Here is a 22,933-nt window from a genome sequence, read left to right on the forward strand (position 1 = left end):
AAGCCGCCGGGCTGTGAGCCCGGCGGCTTTATGTTATTTCTAAATAACGACATGCTCATTGAGGTAGCAGTTAGCCCTGCATCGTTGTTGGCTGTTCTGCGGGACGAGCAGCGGCGATTTGTGCTTCCAGCTTGCGGGTCTTAACCAATATCGCTGCTACGAGCAGCATCACTCCATTGATTACAAACACCCAACGAATTGGAATAAACGCGCCCAATAAGCCGCCGATAATCGGTCCAGCCATCGTCGCAAGCTGAGATGCCGCCTGATTCAGGCCAAAGGCCCGTCCACGGAATCCCGGCTCAATTACTTGTACAATCATGGCATTGACTGACGGCAGCACACCTGCATAGAACAAGCCGTATGCAAAGCGAAGGATAGCGAACTCTACATAGCCCGAAACAAAAAACTGCAGAATATTACCGATGCCGCCCCCGATCAGTCCAATAAATAAGATCATCCCAAAGCCTTTTCGGCTGCCGAGTCTGCCCCACTGCGGAGCCATCAGCACCGTAGCAATCCCCACAGCGGAGAATACGATTCCCGAGCTTAGCGAGGCACTATTTTTGGAGATCCCCATGTCCAGTAGATAAATTGGGATTAAAGGTTCCAGAATCATAACGGAGAAGGTACTGATTCCCGCCAGCGAGAGCAAAGTAATAAAAGCTCGGTTACTTCTCGCTTCCCTGATATCATCACTTACATGTGACCTTGGAGCCGAACGGTCGAAGTTCTCCTCTTTTGCAAAAAAAGTAGCAATGAGCGCTGAGATAAGTACAATACCCGCTGAGAATAAAAAAGCAATCCGGTTGCTGGTATAATAGCTCACTACACCGCCAATTAATGGTCCAATAATACTACCTGTCGCTCCGGCTGTAGACATAATACTTAAAGCGTACCCCGTCTTATGCTCAGGTGTATTGGTGGCTACCATTGCAATAGCTGCTGGAACAAAACCGGCAAGCAGTCCTTGCAGCACACGCACAATCAAAAAAACATAAGGATCATGTACAAAATAATTAATAAGGTATAAAGCTGCCAGACTAAAACCCGAGCGAATAAGCATCGGTTTCCGACCATACTTGTCGGCTAGCGAACCCCAATAGGGAGAGATTAAAGCGCTGGCAAGAAAGGTTATTCCAAAACTAACCCCTGACCAAATCTCCAAATGATTTGAAACCCCAAGTTCGTCGCTCAAAAAAATGGAAAGGAAGGGAATCGAGATCGAATAAGCTGTACTACAAAAGAAAACCCCTATCCAAAGCACGATCAAATTCCGCTTCCACGAAAAGAGCATCCTATGCACATCCTTTCTCGATGTTCTCTTTGGAAACATCCTACCATTGTAAACTTCTTTTTAAGATGTGCCAATCCCAGAAGTCATAACTGACCTTTGCATGTAATAGGACAAAGGAGGTATTATGGGAAGTACCTACGAGATTATTCAATAAAAAGGAGAGATTATTTAGTGAAGTCTACACGAACAAAATCCGCTATTCTTCTGATCATGTTATGCCTGGTCATGGTTATTGCGGCAGGTTGCGGTAACAAACCAAACAATAACAATGCAAGCAGTAATAATGGAAGCAGCGGATCAGCACCTGGGGAAGGTGCAGCCCCAACTGAAGGCGTTCCTTCAGCTACGGCAAGTCATCCCTTAGTAACCATTGAAATGGAAGACGGGGATATCATCCAAGCTGAGCTATACCCTGAGGTTGCCCCTAACACCGTAAACAATTTCATCTCACTTATTCAAAAAGGATTTTATGATAACACTATATTCCATAGAGTAATTCCTGACTTCATGATTCAAGGCGGCGACCCTGATGGCACAGGTATGGGAGGCCCGGGTTACAGTATCGCCGGAGAGTTCTCTGGCAACGGGTTCACCAATAACCTTCTGCATACAGAAGGTGTTCTATCCATGGCAAGATCACAGGCTCCTGACTCTGCCGGTTCCCAGTTCTTTATTATGGATGCAGCTTACCCTAGTCTAGATGGAAGCTACGCCGCTTTTGGTAAAGTAACTGAAGGTATTGAAGCTGTAAAAAGAATTGTGAGCCTGCCTCGTGACGGTTCTGATCGTCCAGATGAGCCACCAGTCATGAAAAAGGTGACGGTCGACACCTTCGGCGTCACTTACCCAGAACCGCAAAAGGTTCAGTAATTAGGAATAAGCAGAAACCACGTTACCGTCCTCGAAAGAGAATAAACGTTTCTTGTAGAAATAAAAGAACATAAAAAACTCGGCAGTCCCTCCGAAGTTGTAATCGGATGGAGCTTGCCGAGTTTTTTTACAGCTTATCCCCGCAGCGATCTTCTGCTAAGTGCATGTTGACCATTACGCAGGAAGGTGCTGCGGCTATTTCTTAATAGCGCTATCCGGTCCTCTGCAAGCTGGTTCGCAGCGGCATAAGTAGGTATTCCGTTCAAACGGGAAATTTCCATTACGCGGGTAATATTGTCGTAAATCTTCGCCACCTGCTTAAAGGCACGTTCCTTATTATAGCCGTTCAGCTCGTCCGCAATATTAATGACGCCACCTGCATTAATCACGTAATCTGGAGCATATACAATCCCCATCTCATGAAGTGCATCACCATGCGAGGAATCCTTCAGCTGATTATTAGCAGCTCCTGCAATCACTTTCGCCTTGATTACCCGTAAGGATTCATTGTTAATTGTCGCTCCAAGAGCGCAAGGAGCATAAATATCACAATCTACACTGATGATATCGCCTGGATCTACAGCCTTGGCGCCATAGGCCTCTACTGCACGTTGAACGGCTGGTTTATGGATGTCCGTTACGATAAGCTGTGCTCCTTCTTCATGAAGATGTTTGCACAGTGTAAAGGCCACGTTCCCCACGCCTTGAACAGCTACTGTCTTCCCTTCAAGCGAATCACTGCCAAAGGCGGCTTTAGCGGCTGCCTTCATTCCTTGGTAAACACCGTAAGCCGTTGCTGGTGACGGATTGCCCGAAGAACCGTACGTAGGTGAGGTGCCAGTAACATAATCTGTCTCTTGATAAATAATGTTCATGTCCTCTTCCGTAGTCCCTACATCTTCAGCAGTTATGTACCGTCCATTTAAACCTTGTATGTATCTTCCGAAAGCACGGAACATGGCTTCATTTTTATCCTTCTTGGGATCTCCAATGATTACTGTTTTCCCACCACCCAAATTCAGGCCGGATACTGCATTTTTATAGGTCATCCCTTTTGCTAATCGAAGCGCATCAACAATAGCTTCCTCTTCCGTAGCATAGGTCCACATCCGTGTTCCACCCAGTGCTGGTCCTAGTGTCGTGTCATGAATCGCGATGATCGCCTTTAATCCCGATGCCTTATCCTGACAAAATAATAATTCCTCGTAGTCGTCCCGTTCCAATGCTGCAAACAATTCCATTTCCAATATCCCCTATCCCTTTGTCATATTCCTCATGCTGGTTCAAAGTTCATGCAATTAGAAGAGGATCTGTTGGATCCCCTCCCAAAATATTGTAGCAGAATACGCCGTAAAACAAAAAGAACTCATGTCACCATCTTAACTACTGATGGGGCATGAGCTCTTTTTATCCAATCTACTCTCAAGACATAATTTCTATTGTACAAAATACAACGCAACTGTCAAAATGCTTTACAGTTTAGCAATCGTCTCTGTAAGTACCGGTACGATTTGTGATTTACGGGATACTACACCTTTAAGAAGCGCTTTATTGTCATCAAGCTTCACGTTGTACGCCTGTTCTACTGCACCTGCAACACGGCCCAGAGCCAGACCCACCGAATCGTTGTTGAGGATATCAGTAACTACGAACAGGAACAGATCCAATTCTTTTTCAGCAATAATGGAAGTCAGTGCAGTTTCCAGTTCAGCCTGCTTGGAGAGTACATCATTAACGTCAACCGCGTTCACTTGGGCGATTTCTACTTTGTATTCACCCATTTTGAATTCCTTAGCATCCAAGGAGATCAGTTGAGCGATACTCTTGTCGCTAAGATCAGCACCAGCCTTCAGCATATCAAGGCCGTAGCTTTCTGCATTTACACCAGCGATTTCAGCCAATTCGCGTGCTGCAGCTACATCTTCAGCGGTGCAGGTTGGAGATTTAAACAGTAAGGAATCAGAAATGATTGCAGACAACATCAATCCGGCGATGTCTTTAGGGATAGCTACACCGTTTTCTTTATACATTTTATTAAGAATAGTAGCAGTACAGCCTACTGGCTCAGCACGGTAGTATAACGGATGTGCAGTCTCAAAATTAGCGATCCGGTGATGGTCGATAACTTCAATTACACGCACTCGATCAATGTCATTCGCACTTTGCTGGCGTTCATTATGGTCAACAAGAATAACCTGATTAGCTTCTCCAGCTACGTTCTCTACCAGACGAGGAGCCTCTACTCCGAAATGATCAAGCGCAAATTGCGTTTCACCACTAACGTCTCCCAGGCGAACTGGCTCAGCATCCCAGCCTAATTCTTTTTTGAGTGCTGCATAAGCAATTGCCGAACAAATAGTATCCGTGTCCGGATTTTTGTGTCCAAAGACCAATGTTTTTTCCATTTCCAATCTCCTTACTATGTTTTAGTGAGATTAATATACCATACATTGATAGCGGCTTCCAGATTGTGCGTGCTGAAAAAAATGCTTTAGCCTCTCCCACCTACGGTTGTTCACGTCTGGTCTTTGGAAGCGGATCTGGTTTGGACTCACCATGCAGCGGTTCATTATCGGAGAAAAGATCGGGATTCTCTTTTAGCATCAGGCTTAAAATATCCGTCGTTTCTACTGTTCCACACACTCTAACTAGTGCATCCCCGAAGTTCCCCTTACGCATGGCACCGCCTTCCTCAAGCTCGCGTTCCACTTTCCAAAAATGCTCCGACCAAGAGAGACCACAATGTCTGCGAGAAGGCACCATGATTTCATCGCCACCCGGCGTCACCGTATATAATTCCTCATGACTATCCGTCATTCTGCCCGGAATATCCACCCACTCTTCAATACCGTGAATGAACGTATTCCGCCGCAGATCGACGCCCAGCAGTACTATATCCGCCTTCCGATCAAGCAGCTTGCCCCACACTGAACCACGGGCGCATGGCGTATCCCAACGTTCATCCCCTGCAGTAAACGCCTCAGCATCAACACCCAAAGCCGCTACAGAGTGAGTCGGATGCCAAGAGCGGACAACACTTGGACGTTTTCTGAACAGCTCCGGTAATATCCCTACACAAGATGGGGAATCTTGAACAAAGAAGCGCGGATTATCCGCATTAATATAAGCCCATGTATGCGTTGGCAAAACAAGCAACCCATCCTTCATATATTCACTGAGTGCATCCAGCACCGTGTTCGCGCCTCCTTCTACTTCGCCAACACTTTTTAACGAGGAATGAACTAGAATGGTCCCCCGTGGATCAATCCCTAACTCCTGTAATTGTTTCATCAAGCTTGTTGTTGTGTGCACTATACTCTCTCCTTATGTATGAATTAAATTTCATGAAACATTAATATCCACTTGCAAAAGTTTCTTATTACTATTAAAATTATAGTAACTTAATAATATTCACCAAAGATTCTATCGATATATTAAAAATAAATTAAAATAATCCACAAACCCAAAGCATTTACAAGGAGGTAACTACCATGAGTTTAACGTTAAAAGGACTTCACCATGTCTCAGCTATTACAGGCAAAGCACAGGAGAACTTTAAGTTCTATACAGAGGTACTCGGACTGCGTCTCATTAAAAAAACAGTAAATCAGGATGATATTTCAGTGTACCATTTATTCTATGGAGATGAGAAGGGTAATCCCGGAACCGAATTAACCTTTTTCGAGCTTCCGATGGCAGGCCGCAACCGTGAGGGCAATAACAGCATCTCCGCGCTCTCCCTTCGAGTGCCAAGCGATGCCGCACTTACCTACTGGGAGCAACGCTTCACCGAGCTTAACGTGGAGCATGGGACGATACAGGAACTTGGTGGACGCCAGACTTTATCCTTCCGCGATCACGAGAGCCAACGTTTCATTCTCGTATCCGACGAAAATGATAACGGTGTTGCCGGCGGTACTCCTTGGGCTAAAAGCCCAGTACCTGCCCAATATGGCATTGTAGGCTTAGGACCCGCACATCTCACAGTAGAAAGTGCAGAACATACAGCGGTAGTGCTGGAGCAGTTGCTCGGCTTCCGCCGTATAGGAACCTACCCTTCAACAGTTGCCGGTCAGCCAGATGTGCTCGTATTCGAGACTGGTGAAGGCGGATCAGGTGCTGAGGTTCATCTGGAGGAACGCAATGATCTGGAGCAAGAGCATTTGGGACGTGGCGGGGTACATCACGTCGCATTCCGCGTAGATAATGAAGACGAATTGAAGCAATGGATCGAACACATCCGCCAGGCGCAGCTTCCTAATTCCGGTTTCGTCGACCGCTTCTACTTCCGTTCCCTCTATTTCCGCGAGCCTAACGGCATCCTTTTTGAGTTAGCTACAGACGGACCAGGCTTTGCTACAGATGAGCCTATGGAAAGCTTAGGTGAATCGCTTGCGCTGCCGCCATTTCTGGAATCGAAACGCCAGCAAATCGAGGCTTATCTGAAGCCGCTGGATACTCGGCAATAAACCTCTTCAGGTTACTAAATAAAAGGTGTGAGCCGCTTATACGCTCACACCTTATTTTTTTATTGAAGGTTAGTAGCTTTCCCTACAATATCTAGTAGCTCCGACAGGTTTCGGATTTCGTATTTTGGCTGAACGCCGGACTCATTAATCTTCCCTAGCGGGTTAAACCAGCAGGTATCAATCCCATAATTAATTCCGCCTTGAATATCAGAGGTTAAGGAGTCACCCACAATCAATACTTTTTCCTTATCTTCAATCCCCAATTTGGCAAAAGCATAATCAAAAATCCCCGTCTCTGGCTTCTGACATCCTGCCTCCTCTGAGATAATGATCTGCTCAAATGTATCACTCAGCAGTGAGCCTTGGATTCTGGAAGTTTGCACATCCTTGATTCCATTCGTGATAATCGCCAGGCGGCAATCTGCAAGCTCTCCGCATAGCTCGATTGCTCCCTGCATCAGAAAGGTTCCTTCGCCTAAGAAACGTAGATAGGCCTCACTGAATGTTTCAGGATCAAGCTCAAGCGCATGTGCAGCAAACAACCGATTAAACCGCTCTACCCGCAGCGCCGCAGATGAAATCCTTCCTTGTTCTAGATCCCTCCACAATGCGTGGTTAATCTCTTGATAACTGGCAGCATAATCTGCTGCACCTGTGGGCATCCCAAAGTGTAGAAAGGCATTAGACAATGCGTGACTTTCTGCCATTCCATAATCAAACAACGTATCGTCGGCATCAAATAAAATAACATCGTATTTCATAAATATCCCCCAAAGGCTTTTCTCAACAAGGTACTACAGCGTTGCTGGCAAGTCAACTTCACACCCCTCACGACAAAATTTTACTTTTTTAAGGTAGATTTAATCGATCTGTGGTATTTTAAAAAGAAAACGGTGGTGAGCGTCATTTTATACGTTTTATCATTTCTAATGTCATTTCTTATCGTCTACTTTCTAATTCCGCCGCTCGGCAAGCTTGCTTTTCGGCTTGATTTTGTGGACAAGCCTCGGCAGGACGTTGAGCGTAAAATTCATAGAGAGCCCATTCCGCTAACGGCCAGCTACGCCATATTCATCGGATTTTTTATCACTTATCTGGTGTTCGCGCGTGATTTCTCCATGGAGACTGTCGCATTATTTGTAGGTGGCGTACTGTTGCTGACCATAGGCACGGTGGATGATTGGTACAAAACGAAAGGCAAAGATTTCCCAGCTCTGCCCAAGTTAATTGTACAAGTTAGCGCAGCGATCCTGGTTTATGTTTCTGGCAATGCCTTTACCGGATTCTACAATCCATTCTCAGGCGATTATATCGTTTTGCCTGTCATTCTATCGTTTCTGTTGACGATTATCTGGATCTTCGGTGTAACCACAGTTATTAATTTCTCGGATGGCATGGACGGTCTGGCTGGTGCCTTGACGGCCATTTCGGCGATTACGTTATTTGTTGTCGCACTGGCAAAGGGGCAATCCTCATCTGCCATTATGGCTATTTCACTGATTGGCGTTACGCTTGCTTATCTGCGCTACAATAAGCCGCCCGCCAAAATCTTTATGGGCGACGCCGGGGCAACCTTTCTCGGCTTCATCCTAGCGGTAATTGCACTCGACGGAGCGTTCAAGCAAGCCACCGTCCTGTCGCTGTTCATTCCGATTCTGGCGCTGGGCGTACCGATCTTCGACAACATTTTTGTCGTAGTCAAACGTTTCATCCAAGGCAAGTCCATTTATCAAGCCGATGCCACCCAGGCTCATTACCGCCTGCTTCGGGCAGGCCTGAACCAGAAGCAGGTCGTTGCCGTGCTTTGCCTGATTAGTGTTTGCCTATCCTTATCCTCTATCATTCTGCTGCTGATTGAGACCTAATGTATTAGGGACTAAGGGCATGTCTCATATACTGAGACTGCCCTTTGAAGTTATAAAAGGAGCAAGATTCCGATATGGAATCTTGCTCCTTTTGTGTTTGAGGGTATTCTAGAGTAGCGAGAGATAGCTAAGATGCGAGAGTTTGCCAGACCTTGCGAGAGCTACGGGATCTGCGGGATCTGCGGGATCTGCGGGATCTACAGAGATCCACAGAGATCTACAGAGATCTACAGCGAACTCTCCAGCCTTTATCCTTACGGACTCAGGCGCCGTTATTCGTGGATTTGCGGCCATTTAGTGGTGTTTTCGGACTCCAAAGACGCTATCTACCCAAAATGGACTCATAATCAGTCAATTTCCACCCAATAGCTGCATTGGAGTCCGATAGCACACAAATTAGAGTGACTTGTTACTTTTAGCGACTCCTGTGTCCTTTAGCTCCATTTGCAGCGTTACTGCTCAGTCTTTCTAACCTACACTCTGCTGCTGGTTGGAAGAGTTACGATCTACGGGATCTACGGGATCTACGGGATCTAGAGGATCTGCGGGATCTACGGGATCTGCGGGATCTACGGGATCTAGAGGATCTGCGGGATCTACGGGATCTGCGGGATCTGCGGGATCTGCGGGATCTACGGGATCTACGGGATCTGCGGGATCTGCGGGATCTGCGGGATCTACGGGATCTACGGGATCTGCGGGATCTGCGGATCTACGGGATCTACGTAGATCCATGGCCAACTCCCCAGCTTTTACTCTTACGGACTCAGGCGCCGTTATTCGTGGATTTTCGGCCATTTAGTGGTGTTTTCGGACTCCAGAGACGCTATCTACCCAAAATGGACTCATATTCAGTCTATTTCCACCCAATAGCTGCATTGGAGTCCGATAGCGCACAAATTAGAGTGATTTGTTACTTTTAGCGACTCCTGTGTCCTTTAGCACCCTAACTCCAAATACATCAATCACCCATCGTTCTCTTGCGTAAACTCGGCTAATCTGCGATAAATCCCAACGATCTCTTCCATCGGCATTCTAACTAATCCGCTAGAAGAGGGTGCAACAAATTCACGGACACCATCTACCTTTGGAGGCACGTCTCCTTGAAATCCCCAGTTAGCTTTTGTTCTGCGACTAAACTCTGTATACACACCCTTACCTACAAAACAGGCGACTTGAGGCCGATATTTCTCCAGCTTGGAGCGAAGCAATTCCCGACCCTCCTGGTATTCTTCACGAGTAATATCGTCGATTCCCCGTGTGGGACGGGCAACAATATTTGTAAACCCATAGCCCAGCTTTAGCAAGTCCCCGTCCTCAGACGCATCATACAACCGGGGAGTAAGTCCAGACTGATGTAATATTCTCCAAAAATTATTCCGCGGATTCGCGTAATGACGTCCTACCTCGCCAGAACGGATACTAGGATTGAACCCAATAAATACAATCTGTAATCCGTGATCTAAGTGATCTGGAATTTCATCCATGTTATTATGCCTCCTAACCAAACGTCGATCTAGTTCAACTTACAGGTGTATACACCTTAAGACAGGAAGGCGGTATATGACCTGCCAACCATACCTTATTACCCGCATTATAAAAGGTTACACCCATTTGACCCGCTCTAATCGTATCAATAGTTAACAATATCAATTTCCCTCTGCGACTTCCGGCTAAACTGGCAAAATGAGTCCCTTCAGACAAATGAACATACTGCCGTCCCATCGATTGAAGCCCCTCTTCCAAAATCACAGAAAGCACACCAGCATGAGTTCCGTGAAAAAGTACAGCAGGCGGAGTCCCCGGCTCATAAGTGATTTTTGTATGGCTATGCCCGTACCGGGCTTTGATCCGGTCATCAACGATTTCCAATCGTTGCTTGTCGCAACCTGCGACCACTTGCCGAATATCTCCCACAGTCACCTCTGACCATCTAGGAGTGCTTACAATAACAAACAGTAAATCATCCAACCTACAGGAACCATCCTCTGGATCCAAAATAAGACCATATTGCTCCGGGGTATGCCGAAGCAGCTTAGTCATAAATTTACTTAACGACACTTCCGCTGTATTGCTTAACATTATATTTTCACCTCAATTTTTCCTATTTATATTATTCTACAGTAAAGGATCTCTTCGAAGCAGATTCCAGAGGCATTACAGCAATCACACATCCATGTATTACCTCTTATTATGCAAAAAAGACCATGGACTCTATCGTCCATGGTCGGGCTTCACCTAAATACAAAACTCCTTACCAGTTAATACAGCGATGTTATTTTACCGGAACGAATATACTGGTTCAGAGGCTGTCCTGAAAGTTCCATTTCATCCTTAACCTATCTCCAAAGGCACAATCCAACTATCCAGTTTATGTCAACCTGTAGTCTTTTATCTGTAATCTTTTACTTACCTTATTCTAAACTTATTCTAAACTTATTCTTAACTTATTTCAGCAATGCTTTCAATTCAGGCGTCATATCCGATTCTTTTAACATTACAAAATCACTATAACCCTCTTTGTACATCAATTTCACAATGTAGTTGCCATTCTCAACACCATAATGGAAATGATGGTCCAAAACAACTGTTAATAATGTCTTATCCTTCGTAACAGCCGTACGATTCTTTTCGCGTGCAAGCGCTACTCTTTGTTCAGGACTAGTAGGGTTCTTAGGTGTTTGCTCGTCCATATAATCATCTTTTATAATCTCTGCCGATTGGATATCTTCAGCTGTTATTTGTATTTTATCGGCATAACCTTTTTCGTTCATCCACTTTTCAAGCTCATGGAAAGAAGATTTCCATGGATAATTATAACCATAACTTGAAGAAACTTGATTGCTGTCCTCTTTTGCCTTTACCTCTGTTTGGATATTAGCCACATCAGGTATTCCATCCTTATCTATCTGTACTTCGTAGGACATATTCAAAATTTCGCGTTTGATAATCTCCTTTAGCTCTAAAATTTCCCCGGGATCAGAGATCGCTACTTTTTTATTCCTGTTAGTAACCCACATATAATCCAGGTCTTTGTCTAAGAGAGCTAAATTATACTTTTCATACTTGTAAGCTTCGGTATCCTTAACCACCTTGAGCTCTGATTCAAACCCCTTATTAGGGATCCAGTATTCCCTCACTAATTTGTGACCATTCTCCAATTGATAAGCCAGAGTAAAATATCCATAAACATATTGTTCTGACGTATGATCTGGACGTACCGCAACTACCGCTTGATGAAGTTTACGGACAGCCTCTATATAATCTTCATCACTGGAAAAAGGGTCCTGACCCATAAAGGGGGTAGTGTACAAATCATCTATTCGTGTATACATCTGGTAGTTAGTTCCCATATAAACACTGCTAATCTTATCACCGGAAGGCACTCTGGCTTCATACCCCGTAACACTTGATACCGGGATATACAGAAGTAACCCTATCATTACCGCATAAACTGCAAACTCAGCTACCATTTTACGCGTCATAATCTGCCATGTTTTCCGAACAATCATTTCTGCGGCAACATAACCAATAATGGCTCCGATGGCATATCCACCAATCACCCAGCCCATTTGCTGTTGCTTCATTTGCGCAAAATAATTACCGGCAATAAGCATGGCACATAACATAACCCCTGCTTTAAACAGTGGGTTGAAATATCCAAAGGCAATAGCCTGACCCGCTTTTTCCGTATTACGTTTACGGTATAACAGGTACGACAACCCGATAAATAGAAGTGCCAATACCCCATAAATCCATAATTCTGTATTGGTGAAGGGTTTGCCGGTAAAATAATACACGATATGAACAAAAGGAGACCATATCTGCGAAATAGAATCACGCAAGTTAGAGTTTGCATTTGCATATCCATAAAGATACATAGCTAAATGGCTGTGGATTAATGAGATCAGTACAGCAGGAAGAATAAGCAAAATATAAATGATAATTCCCTGAAGAATAGATTGGCCCGTACATATTCCCACAAAAACACTAAAGCAAAAGAGGAACAAAGTCAGAATACTAACTGTAATACACCATTGCCAAATATCTGCGCCTTGAAAAATATAAAAATTACCACTCCACGGCTTAACAACGGCAACCACCCCAGCAGTTAACCAAACAGGCAGCAACAGCAAGGTAAGTCCACTCGTCAGATGAGCTGTAAATAAATGCTCTCTGCGTAAAGGCAGGCTATGCCAAAGATCTGCGGGTGATTTTGCCTGAAGGTATCGGAATAAGAATAGTCCTGCGGCAACTGGGATCGTAATGATAAATAAGGCTTGCACACTACCAGCTATGCGAAATAAATGATCTATTTCCTGCGTTTTTGCATCCGGATTGTTGCTCATGAAGAGCTGCAATGGAAGTGCGAATAATAAGCCAAGTGCATATATAATCCCTATCCAGCCATGCTGGCGGAAGTTCTGGCGAAAAACACTGCTATTAAAGTAGTAATGGCTGCGCATCATATCCGACATCCCCCATTTCATAAATAAAGATCTCTTCTAACGTTAATGGAAGCAAATCGAATACGTATGGCTCGTACACCTGAAAAGCCGCTTTGATCCGTTCACGATCCCCTTTTACAATATATAGGTTCACACTTCCCCGGCGCTCTTGATGCAAAACTTGTAACTTGGCAGCTAACGGAATCTCATGCCGTTCATCCCGAAACGCCACTTGAATCTTATGTGTATCCGCCTTAAGATCATCCAGATCCTTCTCAATCAACATCTTTCCACCATGCATAATCCCGACATGATCGCACAGATCTTCAATCTCACGAAGGTTATGGGAAGATATGATTACCGTCAGCTCGCGTTCAGCAACCTCCTGAAACAGCAGGTTTTTGATCTGACGCCGCATCACCGGATCTAATCCGTCAATCGGTTCATCCATAATCAACACATCCGGCATACAGCTTAAACATAGCCAGAATGACGCTTGCCGCTGCATCCCTTTGGAGAAACGACTGAGCTTGCGCTTTTTATCGAGCTGAAATACGGTTCCCAAATCTTCAAAACGCTTCTGATTCCAGCTCGGATAAATCGAGCGATAGAAAGCCGCCATTTGCAGCATGGTGGATTGTGGGAAAAAGTAAGGAGCATCCGGCATAAAAATAACCCGTTGCTTAGTCGTCGGGTGTTCGAATACTGCTTCACCATCCACCCGCACGGTCCCCTTATCTGGAGAGTAGATGCCCGCCAATGTTTTGAGCAGCGTAGTTTTGCCCGCGCCATTAGAGCCGAGCAGCCCATAAATTGTTCCTTTATGTACCGTTAAAGAGATATCGTCGACTGCCTTCTCGCCTTGAAATAACTTGCTGACTCCTCGAATCTCAATCATCACTCTTCCCTCCTTCTCTTTGCTTCTCCACTTGTTGGTACAAAGAACTAATCTCAGCTGCGGTGAACCCAAGGTATACCGCCTCCGCCATCAGCCTCAGCAACTCATTCCGGACTTCCGCTTTTTTGATCGCATTTTGTTCTTTTTTCATCGGGGCTACAAAACTTCCTTTCCCCTGTAGTGAGTAGATATACCCCTCACGTTCCAATTCACGGTAAGCCTTCTGAATCGTATTGGGATTCACGGTTAGCTGCTGGGATAACGTCCTTACAGAAGGCAGTTGTTCATCCGTCTGCAAAATACCATGCAGAATCATCTCCTTGACCTTATCGGTCAGCTGCTCATAAATCGGCTTCCGACTACGAACGTCCAGTTCGAACATAACCTTCCTCCTTCCACTATCTTGCATTAAATCCATTATGGCGTGTATTAACTGTACTACTATTATTAATACAGTTCGATTTATATGTCAACAAAAAATCCCCAAGATTATCCTTTGGGGATCTATCTATTCCTTGCTATTAATCAAAATTACGTCCGATCGCGCCGAGCCAATCTCGTCCACAGTAGTTTTAGGACCCTGATGACGCTGATTTCTGCTTATAAGGTCATCTGAGTCCGATTGCGCCAAGCTAGCCTTGTCTCCCGGGGCTTTCGAACCCAGATGACGCTATTCGCACATTTTCCGCCTTTTGAGCGAAGTTTCGGACTCCACTGCAGCTATTGCCTAGAAAGGTGCTCATTTTGGGCATTTTTCACACCAATAGCGACTCTGGGGTCCGTTAGAACTCCAAATGCCGCTGATTCCTGCTTTTAAGGTCATCTGAGTCCGATTGCGCCGATCCAACCTCACCCCCGTGGCTTTCGGACCCAGATGACGCTATTCGCACATTTTCCGTCTTTTGAGCGAAGTTTCGGACTCCACTGAAGCTAGAATAAAAAGTGGACAGTAGTTAACAGACTGGCGATAATGAGTCCACGGAGGTGTGTTCACATGGGAGAACATCGACAACGGTATAACGAAGAATTTAAAAAACAGACAGTGCAGTTCATTCAAGAGCAAACAAAGACAGTGGGCGACTTGGCGGAAGAGCTCAACATCCCAAAAAGTACCCTGCATCAATGGATGAGTCAGTATCGAGAACTAAAGAATGAACCGGCAGCTAGCGTGGATCGAGTACGGGAACTCGAGGCACAGTTGAAAGAAATGAGCCGACAACTTCAAGAAAAAGATAACAAGATTGCTGATGTGGAAGAGGAATTAGCGATCGTAAAAAAAGCAGTGCACATCTTCAGCAAACCAAGGAACTGAGATTCCAGTTTATTGAAAAACATCGCTCCGAGTTTCTCTTGGAGAAGATGTGCATGACCCTACATGTGTCACGGAGCGGGTACTACAAGTGGCGGACAGAAAAAACCAGTACGCATATGCTTCGTAAGGCTGCGATAATGAAGCGAATTCAGTATCATTTTGCAGACCATCAAAAGCGGTATGGGAGTCCGAAGATCACCCGCCTGTTGCATCAAGAAGGTTATACCGTTACCGAACGCACGGTGAGTGTGTACATGCGACATATGAAGCTTCGCTCCATTGTCTCCAAAACGTATCGCGTACAGACCACCGACTCCAATCATGACCATCCGATTGCCCCGAATACGCTGAACCAGCAATTTAAAATACTCAAACCCAATTCAGTATGGGTTACCGACATTACGTACATTCCTTGCCGGGGAGGGCGCTTGTACCTGGCTAGTGTGATGGACCTTTGCACGCGTGAAATCGTGGGGTGGCGCTTGGAGGACCATATGGAAACTAGCTTAATTTCGGGCGCCTTACAAGATGCTTACGAAGCTAAACAACCGGAAAAGGGTCTATTACATCACTCCGATAGAGGTTCTCAATATACTTCTCATGAATATACGAAGCAGTTGAAAGCGTATGGCATGGAGTCCAGCATGAGCCGCAGGGTAACTGTTATGATAACGCCTGTATCGAGTCGTGGCACAGCATTTTGAAAAAGGAGCTCATTTATTGTAATCCACGATTCAAAACTAAGGAGCAAGCCTACCAGACACTTTTTCAATATATTGAGTTTTATTATAACCGCAAGCGAATGCATGGCGCGCTGGGGTATCTTTCTCCAGTTCGTTTTGCTGAGCAATTGACTAGAATGTCTATTGCGTGACTGTCCACTTTCTTGACAGAGGTCCACACTGCAGCTATTGTCTAGAGAGACGCTCTTTTGGGGCGTTTTTCATGCCAATAGCGGCTTTGAGGTCCGTTACAACTCCAAAAGCCGCTGATTCCTGCTTTTAAGGTCATCTGAGTCCGATAGTACAGAGCCACCCTTGTCTCACGGGGCTTTCGGACTCAAAAGCCGCTGATTTCCGCTTTTAAGGTCATCTGAGTCCGACAGCACCGAGCCAACCTCGTCCCCGTGGCTTTCGGACCCAGATGACGCTATTCGCACATTTTCCGCCTTTTGAGCGAAGTTTCGGACTCCACTGCAGCTATTGTCTAGAGAGACGCTCTTTTGGGGCGTTTTTCATGCCAATAGCGGCTTTGAGGTCCGTTACAACTCCAAAAGCCGCCGTTTCCTGCTTTTAAGGTCATCTGAGTCCGATTGCGCCAAGCCAACCTCGTCCCAGTGGCTTTCGGACCCAGATGACCCTATTCGCACATTTTCCGCCTATTGAGCGAAGTTTCGGACTCCCGTGCAGCTATTGCCTGGTAAGGCACTTTTTTCCGGGCATCCGCTACAACTAACCTCCTAAATAAACGCAAAAAAAGAGACGTCCCTAAGCCATTTTGGCTTTGGAGACGTCCCATTTGAGTATTAGTGACTGTAATTAAGCATACCAGCCCCATACGAAGATGAAGAGCGTACCGAATATCGTAACTAAACCAACGAATAAGGCATAGGCGATATTGATGTAAAGTTCTTTCTTGGTATCTGCTGATTCACCAATATGCATGAACAGGAAGAGCTGCAAGGAAGCCTGAATGAGGGCTGTAACAAGCAGGATAGCCATGTTCGCAGTGTTGGATAGATCAAGGTAGATTACAGCAAGTGCAGCCACAGAAAGGACAAGAGAGGCTAAGAAACCCATCACATGGCGAATTGGAAACAATTGCTTCATCATGCTACATCAGTCCTTTCAGATAGACGAAGCTGAAAATAAAGATCCAGACAACGTCCAAGAAATGCCAGTACAGCGAGAAGATAAAGGATTTATTGGCCGTAGCCGGATTAATACCTTGACGCTTCAACTGGATTAGAATAGCCGCACCCCACAGGAACCCGAACGACACGTGAGCTCCGTGTGTTCCCAGCAGTACAAAAAGACTGGATAGGAAACCACTGGTTTGAAGTGTAGCCCCTTCGTGAACATAAGTGACAAACTCCGTGATTTCAATACCAAGGAAGCCGAGACCCATTAGAAGGGTTAGTCCGAAAAAGACCATCATGGCTTTTTGGTAACCATGCCGCATGGCATGAACTGCAAGACCAATCGTGAACGAACTTGTCAGCAGCAGCAATGTTTCGATCATCACTGGACCAATTTCGAAAAGATCCGGCCCGCTAGGGCCGCTGGCAAAACGGTCTACCATTACAAAATAAACAGTGAACAACGTAGCGAACAGTGCAATCTCCGCTCCTAGAAAAACCCAGAAGCCAAAGATTTTATTACTATTCTCTTCTGTTGAGTATTCAAGCGGCTTAGACGCATCTATTTTCATACTGTCTCACCCCGCAATTTCTTTTCAGTAGCAATAACTTCTTCTGCTGGGATGTAGAATCCGTGATCCCGATCAAAGGACATAGCAGCTAGAACAATGAGGATACCTACTCCAGAGAGGATCGCTGGAATCCAAAGACTGAAGACCAGAGAGAACCCTGCAATGAAGAAGATAACACCCAGAACAAATGGTTTTCCTGTGTTGCTAGGCATATGAATCTTAGTAATCTTATCTTCAAAAAGCGGTACTTTATCTTGTTTAGCAGACCAGTAAGCATCGCGTGTTTTTACATTTGGAACCACTGCGAAGTTGTAAGCTGGAATCGGGCTTTTCGTTGCCCATTCCAAAGTACGTGCATCCCACGGATCTCCATCAGTATCTCTTGGTTCGTAACGAGTACTCCAGTAAATGTTATAAACCAGGATTACAAATCCAATAGCGAGACCGATCGCACCTACGAATGAGACCATACTCAGCGGGCCAAATCCGGTATCCGCAGAATAGGTGTATTGTCGGCGGGTCATGCCCTTAAGTCCGAGAATAAACAGCGGGAAGAACGATACGTTAAAGGAAATGATAATCCACCAGAAGGCATGCTTGCCAAGACGTTCATTCAGACGGAAACCGAATACTTTAGGGAACCAGTAATGGAACCCTGCGATAACGGCGAAGACCGCACCTGGAATAAGAACGTAGTGGAAATGGGCAACCAGGAACATCGTATTATGGTACTGGTAATCGGCACTGGCCATAGCCAGCATGACACCTGTTACCCCACCAATCGTAAAGATCGGAATAAAGGCGAGGGTGTATAGCATAGGTGTCGTAAAGGTTATTCGCCCTTTTCGTAAGGTGAATAGCCAGTTAAATATTTTCACACCTGTTGGTACGGCAATGGCCATGGTTGTAATCGAGAAGAAGCTGTTAACCATAGCGCCTTGACCCATTGTATAGAAATGGTGAGCCCATACTAAGAAGGACAAGAGGGAAATGATCAACATACTGAATACCATGGATGTATATCCATACAGGTTCTTTTTAGAGAAGGTGGCGATAATTTCACTATAAATACCGAATGCCGGTAAGACAACGATATATACTTCAGGGTGACCCCATACCCAGAACAGGTTGGCCCATAACATATCCATACCGCCATTGGCCATCGTAAAGAATTGAGAGCCGAACAACCGGTCGAACATCATCAACGCGAGTGCAACCGTAAGCACAGGGAATGCGAATACGATAATTACGTTGGTGATCAATACGGACCAAGTAAACATCGGCATTTTCATCAACTTCATGCCTGGTGCACGCATTTTCAGAATCGTTACAATAAAGTTAACGCCTGTGAGGAGCGTACCAATACCTGAAATTTGTAGTGCGAGCGAGTAATAGTTATTACCCACCGTTGGACTGAACTCTAGACTTGCTAGCGGGAAATATGCGGACCAACCAGCATCTGGCGATCCCCCGATAACAAACGAAATGTTAAGCAGCATAGCTCCAAAGAAGAAAAGCCAGAAGCTGACAGCGTTCAGACGCGGGAAGGCAACGTCTCTAGCGCCGATTTGCAGCGGAACGATAACATTCATCAGACCGATAATAAACGGCATGGCCATAAATAGGATCATAATCAAGCCGTGTGTTGTAAATACCTCGTTGTAATGCTGTGCGTCAAGAAATTTCATGTCCGGGGCTGCTGTTTGCAGCTTCATCATAATAGCGTCAACGCCGCCGCGGAAAAGCATAAGCAATGCAGCGAGGATATACATAATCCCAATACGTTTGTGGTCAACAGTAGTCAACCATTCGCGCCATAAATATCCCCATTTTTTAAAATAGGTCAGGCCGACGATAATCCCGATTGTAGCCAGAACAATACTTGCCATAGCTCCGTATATCAGGGGTTCGCCGTGGACCTTAAATTTATCCCAATCCATTAGGAATCGCTCCTTTCAAGTTGTTCAATTAACATTGACTAGTGTCCGTCATGTGTTGTGCTCTCTTCTAATGGAGAACTAGGTGTCGGCTCATCCAGTTCTGGATTAGGCTCGGTGTTGAATTCCGTCTCGCTGGATGGTGCTGGAGTCGGGTGAATTTCTTTATTATCCTGATGCTCCATACTTCCGTTATCCGTATCCATTTCAGTGCCACCATTACTCATATGGTCACCATGGCTTCCCGGAGGCGGGCTAAAGGATAAGTGAGTATTCGTATACGTTTTACGTCCGACATGTTCCATTTCCAAAAGACCTTTAAATTCATCTTCCGTCAGTGGACCCGCCGTTTCTTTAACGTCTTTCACCCATTCCTGATAGTCCTTATCTGTCATCGCAAGTGTTTCAAACTCCATGTGGGCAAAGCCCTTACCATTAAAGTTCGCATTTCTTCCGACATAAGAACCTACAGTATCAGCTGAAAGATGCAAGGTTGTGAGCATGTCGCTCATCGCGTATTTTTGTCCTCCCAATTGTGGGATCCAAAGACTTGAGATCGTACCGAATGAATACAATCTGAACTCTACAGCGCGGTGAACTGGAATGTTAACGTAGTTTACTGTTTCGATACCTTCCTCTGGATAGCTGAAATGCCATTTCCAGTTAGAAGAGGAAGCATAGATTACAAGCGGTTTCTGATCTTTATAATCCGCTGCAACATTTTCTACATCTACTGTTGTTTTGACGGTGACTACGGAGAGGAATGCCACGATAATAATCGGAATGGTAATCCAGATAGCCTCCAGCCATTTGTTTCCTTCCTCGTGAGGAGGAATATAATCTTCGTTGCTTTTTTTAGCACGGTATTTCAAAAGCACGAAGACATATAAGATGTAGACAACTGCCAGAACGCCGAGCATCATAACAATGGAGAGAATGATCGTGTCAGATAAAGTTCTTGCAGCCGGCCCCTTCGGATTCAGAACAGCAATCGAACTGCATCCTGGCAAGAGTAAAATTAGGCTGAGAAATAAAGCGTATAACGGTCCCTTTTTGTTCATGCTTAAGCTCCTTCCTTCAATACTTCTTTTATTAACCCTCAACATTAACCTTTATATATAGTAAGAATTTATGGAGAAGAAAGCAAAAGACTTATTTTTACATTTAGCCTAAAAAAGACCTTAATAATGGCGAACAAGTTAAATATGTGTGATCAATTTGTTACAAGTTTCTAATAGTATGATAAAGATCACTGTAACGGCGCTGTTTATGGGTTGAAAAATTCCGTTCAAACTTTGTTCAATAGTTTACTAAAGTTGCTAATTTAGACACATCTATTTTGCGCAAAACGGGGTGATTTTAACCATTTTTTGTTGATGCGTCAGTATTTAGCCGGAGTCGCGTGCTTTTTATGATTGTGGTTGAAATCACAGTTAACTTCTAAAAGGTAACAAATTATTCTGCTGGGGGTTACAATCTCTCAAATTTCATTCTATCAATGTATGATAAGGTAATAGACAAATATACATAGATAGGAGATTTTTGACGATGTCTTTAAAGAAAGTATGGCTATTATTAATCGTATTATTCATTGGTTCCGGATCAATACGAGCGATAGATTCAGTGAATGCAGCAGGTGCAGGCTCCCTTAGGTTAGGTGTGAACGATAAGTTAACAACTATTGAAGCAGTTTCGGTAAAAGATACCTATTACGTTCCTCTACGTGATCTATCACAGGAACTTAAGTTAACGCTAACTGGAGTGAGCGATGGGATAAAAGTTACAGGTCAGAACAGATCAATCAAACTGCTGAATGATCATGCAACAGCTACTCTAGGCGATGGAAAGACCCTATCCATGAGTACATTTTTGAAAAACGGAAAAACAATGGTTCCACTGAAATTGACCTCTTATCTTGGTTATGGAATTTCCTTTAAAGCAGATCAATATTTATTGCGTGTAAAAGATGGCTCGGCTACATTAGATGACGCAACATTTGTAAGTAAGTTTAAAAAGGAATTGAAGCCAACCGCAACTCCTGGAACTTCTACGCCAACTGTTGGGAAGCAAGGTAAGACCGTATACCTCACCTTTGATGATGGGCCAACGGCCACTACTTCTGCATTGCTTGATATTTTGGCAAAATATGATGCGAAGGCAACTTTTTTCATGATCGGACCGAATATGAACCAGCATACTGCGCAAGTGAAACGGATTGCGAATGAAGGGCATGGTCTCGCATTGCATGGAATGACGCACCGGAAAGAGAAGTTTTATGCTTCACCTGCCGCTGCGCTGGGTGAGATGGATAACGATAACGCCATTTTGAAAAAGATTACAGGTCAAAGCACCACACTAATTCGTCCTCCTTATGGAAGCAAGCCTTATTTCACAAAAACCTTTAGAGATAAAGTGTTGGCTCAAGGTTATCATCTGTGGGATTGGAACGTGGACTCTGAGGATTGGAAATACAAGGATGCTAGTACGACGATCTATAATTCGGTTATGAATCAGGTTCATAAGCTGCAGAAATCGCAGACCAATCCAGTGATTCTGATGCATGATCAAAAAGCTACACTTAAAGTACTTCCGCGTATCTTAGAGTCATTGAAAAAAGAAGGATATACATTCCACGTCATTAGCTCAGATCTGAAACCTCTGAATTTTTGGAAGGATACACGCTGAGTTTTTATTAAAAATCAAGAGGGCATCCCCACAGCTGTGAACTAGCTGTGGGGATGCCCTCTTTTTTTCAGGTCTTGATCTAAAAACTAATTTTTATTTAATCCGATCACATTCGCGCTCCCGAGTTTTTCTATCGGACCCAGATGACCTTAATTGCTGGATTTGCCACTGTTTCGGGTGCTATCGGACCCCATAGCCGCTATTGGTGCAAAAAACACCAGTTTTCAGCGTTTTCCACACCAATAGCTGCGCTGGTGTCCGAAACTTCGCTACAAAGGCGATAAATGGGCAAATAGCGTCAACTGAGTAGTCCGGAACTCACCCCAATGCCACTAAATGGGCAATTAGCGGCTACTGTGTCCTATAGCCTGTGGGGGTGAGTATAAGCCCACGTTATCGGACCCAGATGACCTTAATTGCTGGATTTAGCTATATTTCGGACGCTATCGGACCTCATAGCCGCTATTGATGCGAAATAAACCAGTTTTCAGCGTTTTCCACACCAATAGCTGCGCTGGTGTCCGAAACTTCGCCCCAATGGCGATAAATGGGCAAATAGCGGCGGCTGTGTCCGATAGCCTGTGGGGGTAAGCATAAGCCCACATTATCGGACCCAGATGACCTTAAACTGGGGAATATCAAGTAGATAGTGTGTTTAAAAAACTAGAGAACAGCCGGGGACACTAGGGGTACGGGGTACGGGGTACGGGGTACGGGGTACG

21 protein-coding genes are annotated in these 22,933 nt (G+C 44.9%); 6 read left to right on the forward strand and 15 right to left on the reverse strand.

Features of this window, described 5'->3' with window-relative positions; all coding sequences use genetic code 11:
- Positions 1-70 precede the first annotated feature (70 nt).
- A complete protein-coding gene (locus MKY63_RS05810; protein WP_339811967.1) occupies positions 71-1,297 on the reverse strand; it encodes an MFS transporter in 1,227 nt (408 codons plus the stop codon).
- 210 nt (positions 1,298-1,507) lie between these two features.
- On the opposite strand from MKY63_RS05810, the gene MKY63_RS05815 reads away from it, so the two are divergent.
- Positions 1,508-2,167: a peptidylprolyl isomerase gene (locus tag MKY63_RS05815; protein WP_051491160.1), complete on the forward strand. Its 660-nt coding sequence runs from the start codon at positions 1,508-1,510 to the stop codon at positions 2,165-2,167.
- A 134-nt stretch (positions 2,168-2,301) separates the two neighbouring features.
- On the opposite strand, the gene MKY63_RS05820 is transcribed toward MKY63_RS05815, so the two are convergent.
- From MKY63_RS05820 to MKY63_RS05830, 3 genes are all read right to left on the reverse strand, one after another.
- Entirely contained in the window at positions 2,302-3,408 is a 1,107-nt protein-coding gene (locus MKY63_RS05820; RefSeq protein ID WP_248547923.1) for a Glu/Leu/Phe/Val dehydrogenase, read from the reverse strand.
- 231 nt (positions 3,409-3,639) lie between these two features.
- Positions 3,640-4,572, reverse strand: coding sequence for a manganese-dependent inorganic pyrophosphatase (locus MKY63_RS05825; protein ID WP_076129278.1), 933 nt, complete (start codon positions 4,570-4,572; stop codon positions 3,640-3,642).
- Positions 4,573-4,672: 100 nt separating this feature from the next.
- Positions 4,673-5,479 (reverse strand): AAC(3) family N-acetyltransferase, encoded by an 807-nt coding sequence (locus tag MKY63_RS05830; RefSeq protein ID WP_339811971.1) that lies wholly within the window; start codon positions 5,477-5,479, stop codon positions 4,673-4,675.
- Between the two features lie 179 nt (positions 5,480-5,658).
- On the opposite strand from MKY63_RS05830, the gene MKY63_RS05835 reads away from it, so the two are divergent.
- Entirely contained in the window at positions 5,659-6,636 is a 978-nt protein-coding gene (locus MKY63_RS05835; RefSeq protein ID WP_076129280.1) for a ring-cleaving dioxygenase, read from the forward strand.
- Positions 6,637-6,695: 59 nt separating this feature from the next.
- Here the strand turns inward: MKY63_RS05835 and MKY63_RS05840 are convergent, their stop codons facing one another.
- A complete protein-coding gene (locus MKY63_RS05840; RefSeq protein WP_076194170.1) occupies positions 6,696-7,397 on the reverse strand; it encodes a YjjG family noncanonical pyrimidine nucleotidase in 702 nt (233 codons plus the stop codon).
- Between the two features lie 168 nt (positions 7,398-7,565).
- Here MKY63_RS05840 and MKY63_RS05845 point away from each other — a divergent pair, with 168 nt between their 5' ends.
- On the forward strand, positions 7,566-8,501 hold the full coding sequence (locus tag MKY63_RS05845; RefSeq protein WP_076129282.1) for an MraY family glycosyltransferase: 936 nt from the start codon (positions 7,566-7,568) through the stop codon (positions 8,499-8,501).
- A gap of 468 nt (positions 8,502-8,969) precedes the next feature.
- Here the strand turns inward: MKY63_RS05845 and MKY63_RS05850 are convergent, their stop codons facing one another.
- The 6 genes from MKY63_RS05850 to MKY63_RS05875 all read right to left on the reverse strand — a co-directional run bounded on the left by MKY63_RS05850 (position 8,970) and on the right by MKY63_RS05875 (position 14,229).
- Positions 8,970-9,236, reverse strand: a complete 267-nt coding sequence (locus MKY63_RS05850; RefSeq protein WP_339811974.1) for a hypothetical protein — start codon at positions 9,234-9,236, stop codon at positions 8,970-8,972.
- Between the two features lie 230 nt (positions 9,237-9,466).
- On the reverse strand, positions 9,467-9,988 hold the full coding sequence (locus tag MKY63_RS05855; RefSeq protein WP_339811976.1) for a mismatch-specific DNA-glycosylase: 522 nt from the start codon (positions 9,986-9,988) through the stop codon (positions 9,467-9,469).
- A gap of 34 nt (positions 9,989-10,022) precedes the next feature.
- Complete coding sequence (locus MKY63_RS05860; protein WP_339811978.1) at positions 10,023-10,583, reverse strand: RNA 2'-phosphotransferase; 561 nt, start codon at positions 10,581-10,583, stop codon at positions 10,023-10,025.
- Positions 10,584-10,948: 365 nt separating this feature from the next.
- Positions 10,949-12,991, reverse strand: a complete 2,043-nt coding sequence (locus tag MKY63_RS05865) for a hypothetical protein (RefSeq protein WP_339811981.1) — start codon at positions 12,989-12,991, stop codon at positions 10,949-10,951.
- Positions 12,945-13,847: an ABC transporter ATP-binding protein gene (locus MKY63_RS05870; RefSeq protein WP_036680830.1), complete on the reverse strand. Its 903-nt coding sequence runs from the start codon at positions 13,845-13,847 to the stop codon at positions 12,945-12,947. The genes MKY63_RS05865 and MKY63_RS05870 overlap by 47 nt, the downstream gene beginning before the upstream one ends.
- Positions 13,840-14,229, reverse strand: coding sequence for a GntR family transcriptional regulator (locus tag MKY63_RS05875; RefSeq protein ID WP_036680827.1), 390 nt, complete (start codon positions 14,227-14,229; stop codon positions 13,840-13,842). Before MKY63_RS05875 ends, MKY63_RS05870 begins: the two co-directional genes overlap by 8 nt.
- 612 nt (positions 14,230-14,841) lie before the next feature.
- Here MKY63_RS05875 and MKY63_RS05880 point away from each other — a divergent pair.
- Both MKY63_RS05880 and MKY63_RS05885 read left to right on the forward strand, forming a co-directional pair.
- On the forward strand, positions 14,842-15,159 hold the full coding sequence (locus tag MKY63_RS05880; protein WP_036683594.1) for a transposase: 318 nt from the start codon (positions 14,842-14,844) through the stop codon (positions 15,157-15,159).
- 11 nt (positions 15,160-15,170) lie between these two features.
- Positions 15,171-15,863: an IS3 family transposase gene (locus MKY63_RS05885; RefSeq protein WP_339813449.1), complete on the forward strand. Its 693-nt coding sequence runs from the start codon at positions 15,171-15,173 to the stop codon at positions 15,861-15,863.
- Between the two features lie 834 nt (positions 15,864-16,697).
- On the opposite strand, the gene qoxD is transcribed toward MKY63_RS05885, so the two are convergent.
- Genes qoxD through qoxA form a run of 4 tightly spaced genes read right to left on the reverse strand, consistent with a single transcriptional unit; the run spans position 16,698 to position 20,587 of the window.
- Complete coding sequence (qoxD, locus tag MKY63_RS05890; protein ID WP_036680878.1) at positions 16,698-16,988, reverse strand: cytochrome aa3 quinol oxidase subunit IV; 291 nt, start codon at positions 16,986-16,988, stop codon at positions 16,698-16,700.
- 4 nt (positions 16,989-16,992) lie between these two features.
- Positions 16,993-17,589: a cytochrome aa3 quinol oxidase subunit III gene (gene qoxC / locus MKY63_RS05895; protein ID WP_042124373.1), complete on the reverse strand. Its 597-nt coding sequence runs from the start codon at positions 17,587-17,589 to the stop codon at positions 16,993-16,995.
- Entirely contained in the window at positions 17,586-19,529 is a 1,944-nt protein-coding gene (qoxB, locus tag MKY63_RS05900) for a cytochrome aa3 quinol oxidase subunit I (protein WP_076129582.1), read from the reverse strand. The genes qoxC and qoxB overlap by 4 nt, the downstream gene beginning before the upstream one ends.
- Before the next feature lie 38 nt (positions 19,530-19,567).
- Positions 19,568-20,587 carry a cytochrome aa3 quinol oxidase subunit II gene (qoxA, locus tag MKY63_RS05905; RefSeq protein ID WP_339811985.1) on the reverse strand — a complete coding sequence of 340 codons (1,020 nt, stop codon included), beginning with the start codon at positions 20,585-20,587 and terminating at the stop codon, positions 19,568-19,570.
- A 487-nt stretch (positions 20,588-21,074) separates the two neighbouring features.
- Here qoxA and MKY63_RS05910 point away from each other — a divergent pair, with 487 nt between their 5' ends.
- Positions 21,075-22,211 carry a polysaccharide deacetylase family protein gene (locus MKY63_RS05910; RefSeq protein ID WP_339811987.1) on the forward strand — a complete coding sequence of 379 codons (1,137 nt, stop codon included), beginning with the start codon at positions 21,075-21,077 and terminating at the stop codon, positions 22,209-22,211.
- Positions 22,212-22,933: the final 722 nt, after the last annotated feature.

The organism is Paenibacillus sp. FSL R7-0189, from assembly GCF_037969925.1.
Classification (GTDB): Bacteria; Bacillota; Bacilli; order Paenibacillales; family Paenibacillaceae; genus Paenibacillus_AQ; species Paenibacillus_AQ odorifer.

What these genes read in the sequence shown, in the direction of transcription:
- MKY63_RS05810 (WP_339811967.1), bottom strand. Translation starts at nt 1,297, where the DNA reads ATGCTCTTTTCGTGGAAGCGGAATTTGATCGTGCTTTGGATAGGGGTT.
- MKY63_RS05815 (WP_051491160.1), top strand. Translation starts at nt 1,508, where the DNA reads ATGTTATGCCTGGTCATGGTTATTGCGGCAGGTTGCGGTAACAAACCA.
- MKY63_RS05820 (WP_248547923.1), bottom strand. Translation starts at nt 3,408, where the DNA reads ATGGAATTGTTTGCAGCATTGGAACGGGACGACTACGAGGAATTATTA.
- MKY63_RS05825 (WP_076129278.1), bottom strand. Translation starts at nt 4,572, where the DNA reads ATGGAAAAAACATTGGTCTTTGGACACAAAAATCCGGACACGGATACT.
- MKY63_RS05835 (WP_076129280.1), top strand. Translation starts at nt 5,659, where the DNA reads ATGAGTTTAACGTTAAAAGGACTTCACCATGTCTCAGCTATTACAGGC.
- MKY63_RS05840 (WP_076194170.1), bottom strand. Translation starts at nt 7,397, where the DNA reads ATGAAATACGATGTTATTTTATTTGATGCCGACGATACGTTGTTTGAT.
- MKY63_RS05845 (WP_076129282.1), top strand. Translation starts at nt 7,566, where the DNA reads ATGTCATTTCTTATCGTCTACTTTCTAATTCCGCCGCTCGGCAAGCTT.
- MKY63_RS05850 (WP_339811974.1), bottom strand. Translation starts at nt 9,236, where the DNA reads ATGGATCTACGTAGATCCCGTAGATCCGCAGATCCCGCAGATCCCGTA.
- MKY63_RS05855 (WP_339811976.1), bottom strand. Translation starts at nt 9,988, where the DNA reads ATGGATGAAATTCCAGATCACTTAGATCACGGATTACAGATTGTATTT.
- MKY63_RS05860 (WP_339811978.1), bottom strand. Translation starts at nt 10,583, where the DNA reads ATGTTAAGCAATACAGCGGAAGTGTCGTTAAGTAAATTTATGACTAAG.
- MKY63_RS05865 (WP_339811981.1), bottom strand. Translation starts at nt 12,991, where the DNA reads ATGAAATGGGGGATGTCGGATATGATGCGCAGCCATTACTACTTTAAT.
- MKY63_RS05870 (WP_036680830.1), bottom strand. Translation starts at nt 13,847, where the DNA reads ATGATTGAGATTCGAGGAGTCAGCAAGTTATTTCAAGGCGAGAAGGCA.
- MKY63_RS05875 (WP_036680827.1), bottom strand. Translation starts at nt 14,229, where the DNA reads ATGTTCGAACTGGACGTTCGTAGTCGGAAGCCGATTTATGAGCAGCTG.
- MKY63_RS05880 (WP_036683594.1), top strand. Translation starts at nt 14,842, where the DNA reads ATGGGAGAACATCGACAACGGTATAACGAAGAATTTAAAAAACAGACA.
- qoxD (WP_036680878.1), bottom strand. Translation starts at nt 16,988, where the DNA reads ATGAAGCAATTGTTTCCAATTCGCCATGTGATGGGTTTCTTAGCCTCT.
- qoxC (WP_042124373.1), bottom strand. Translation starts at nt 17,589, where the DNA reads ATGAAAATAGATGCGTCTAAGCCGCTTGAATACTCAACAGAAGAGAAT.
- qoxB (WP_076129582.1), bottom strand. Translation starts at nt 19,529, where the DNA reads ATGGATTGGGATAAATTTAAGGTCCACGGCGAACCCCTGATATACGGA.
- qoxA (WP_339811985.1), bottom strand. Translation starts at nt 20,587, where the DNA reads ATGAACAAAAAGGGACCGTTATACGCTTTATTTCTCAGCCTAATTTTA.
- MKY63_RS05910 (WP_339811987.1), top strand. Translation starts at nt 21,075, where the DNA reads ATGTCTTTAAAGAAAGTATGGCTATTATTAATCGTATTATTCATTGGT.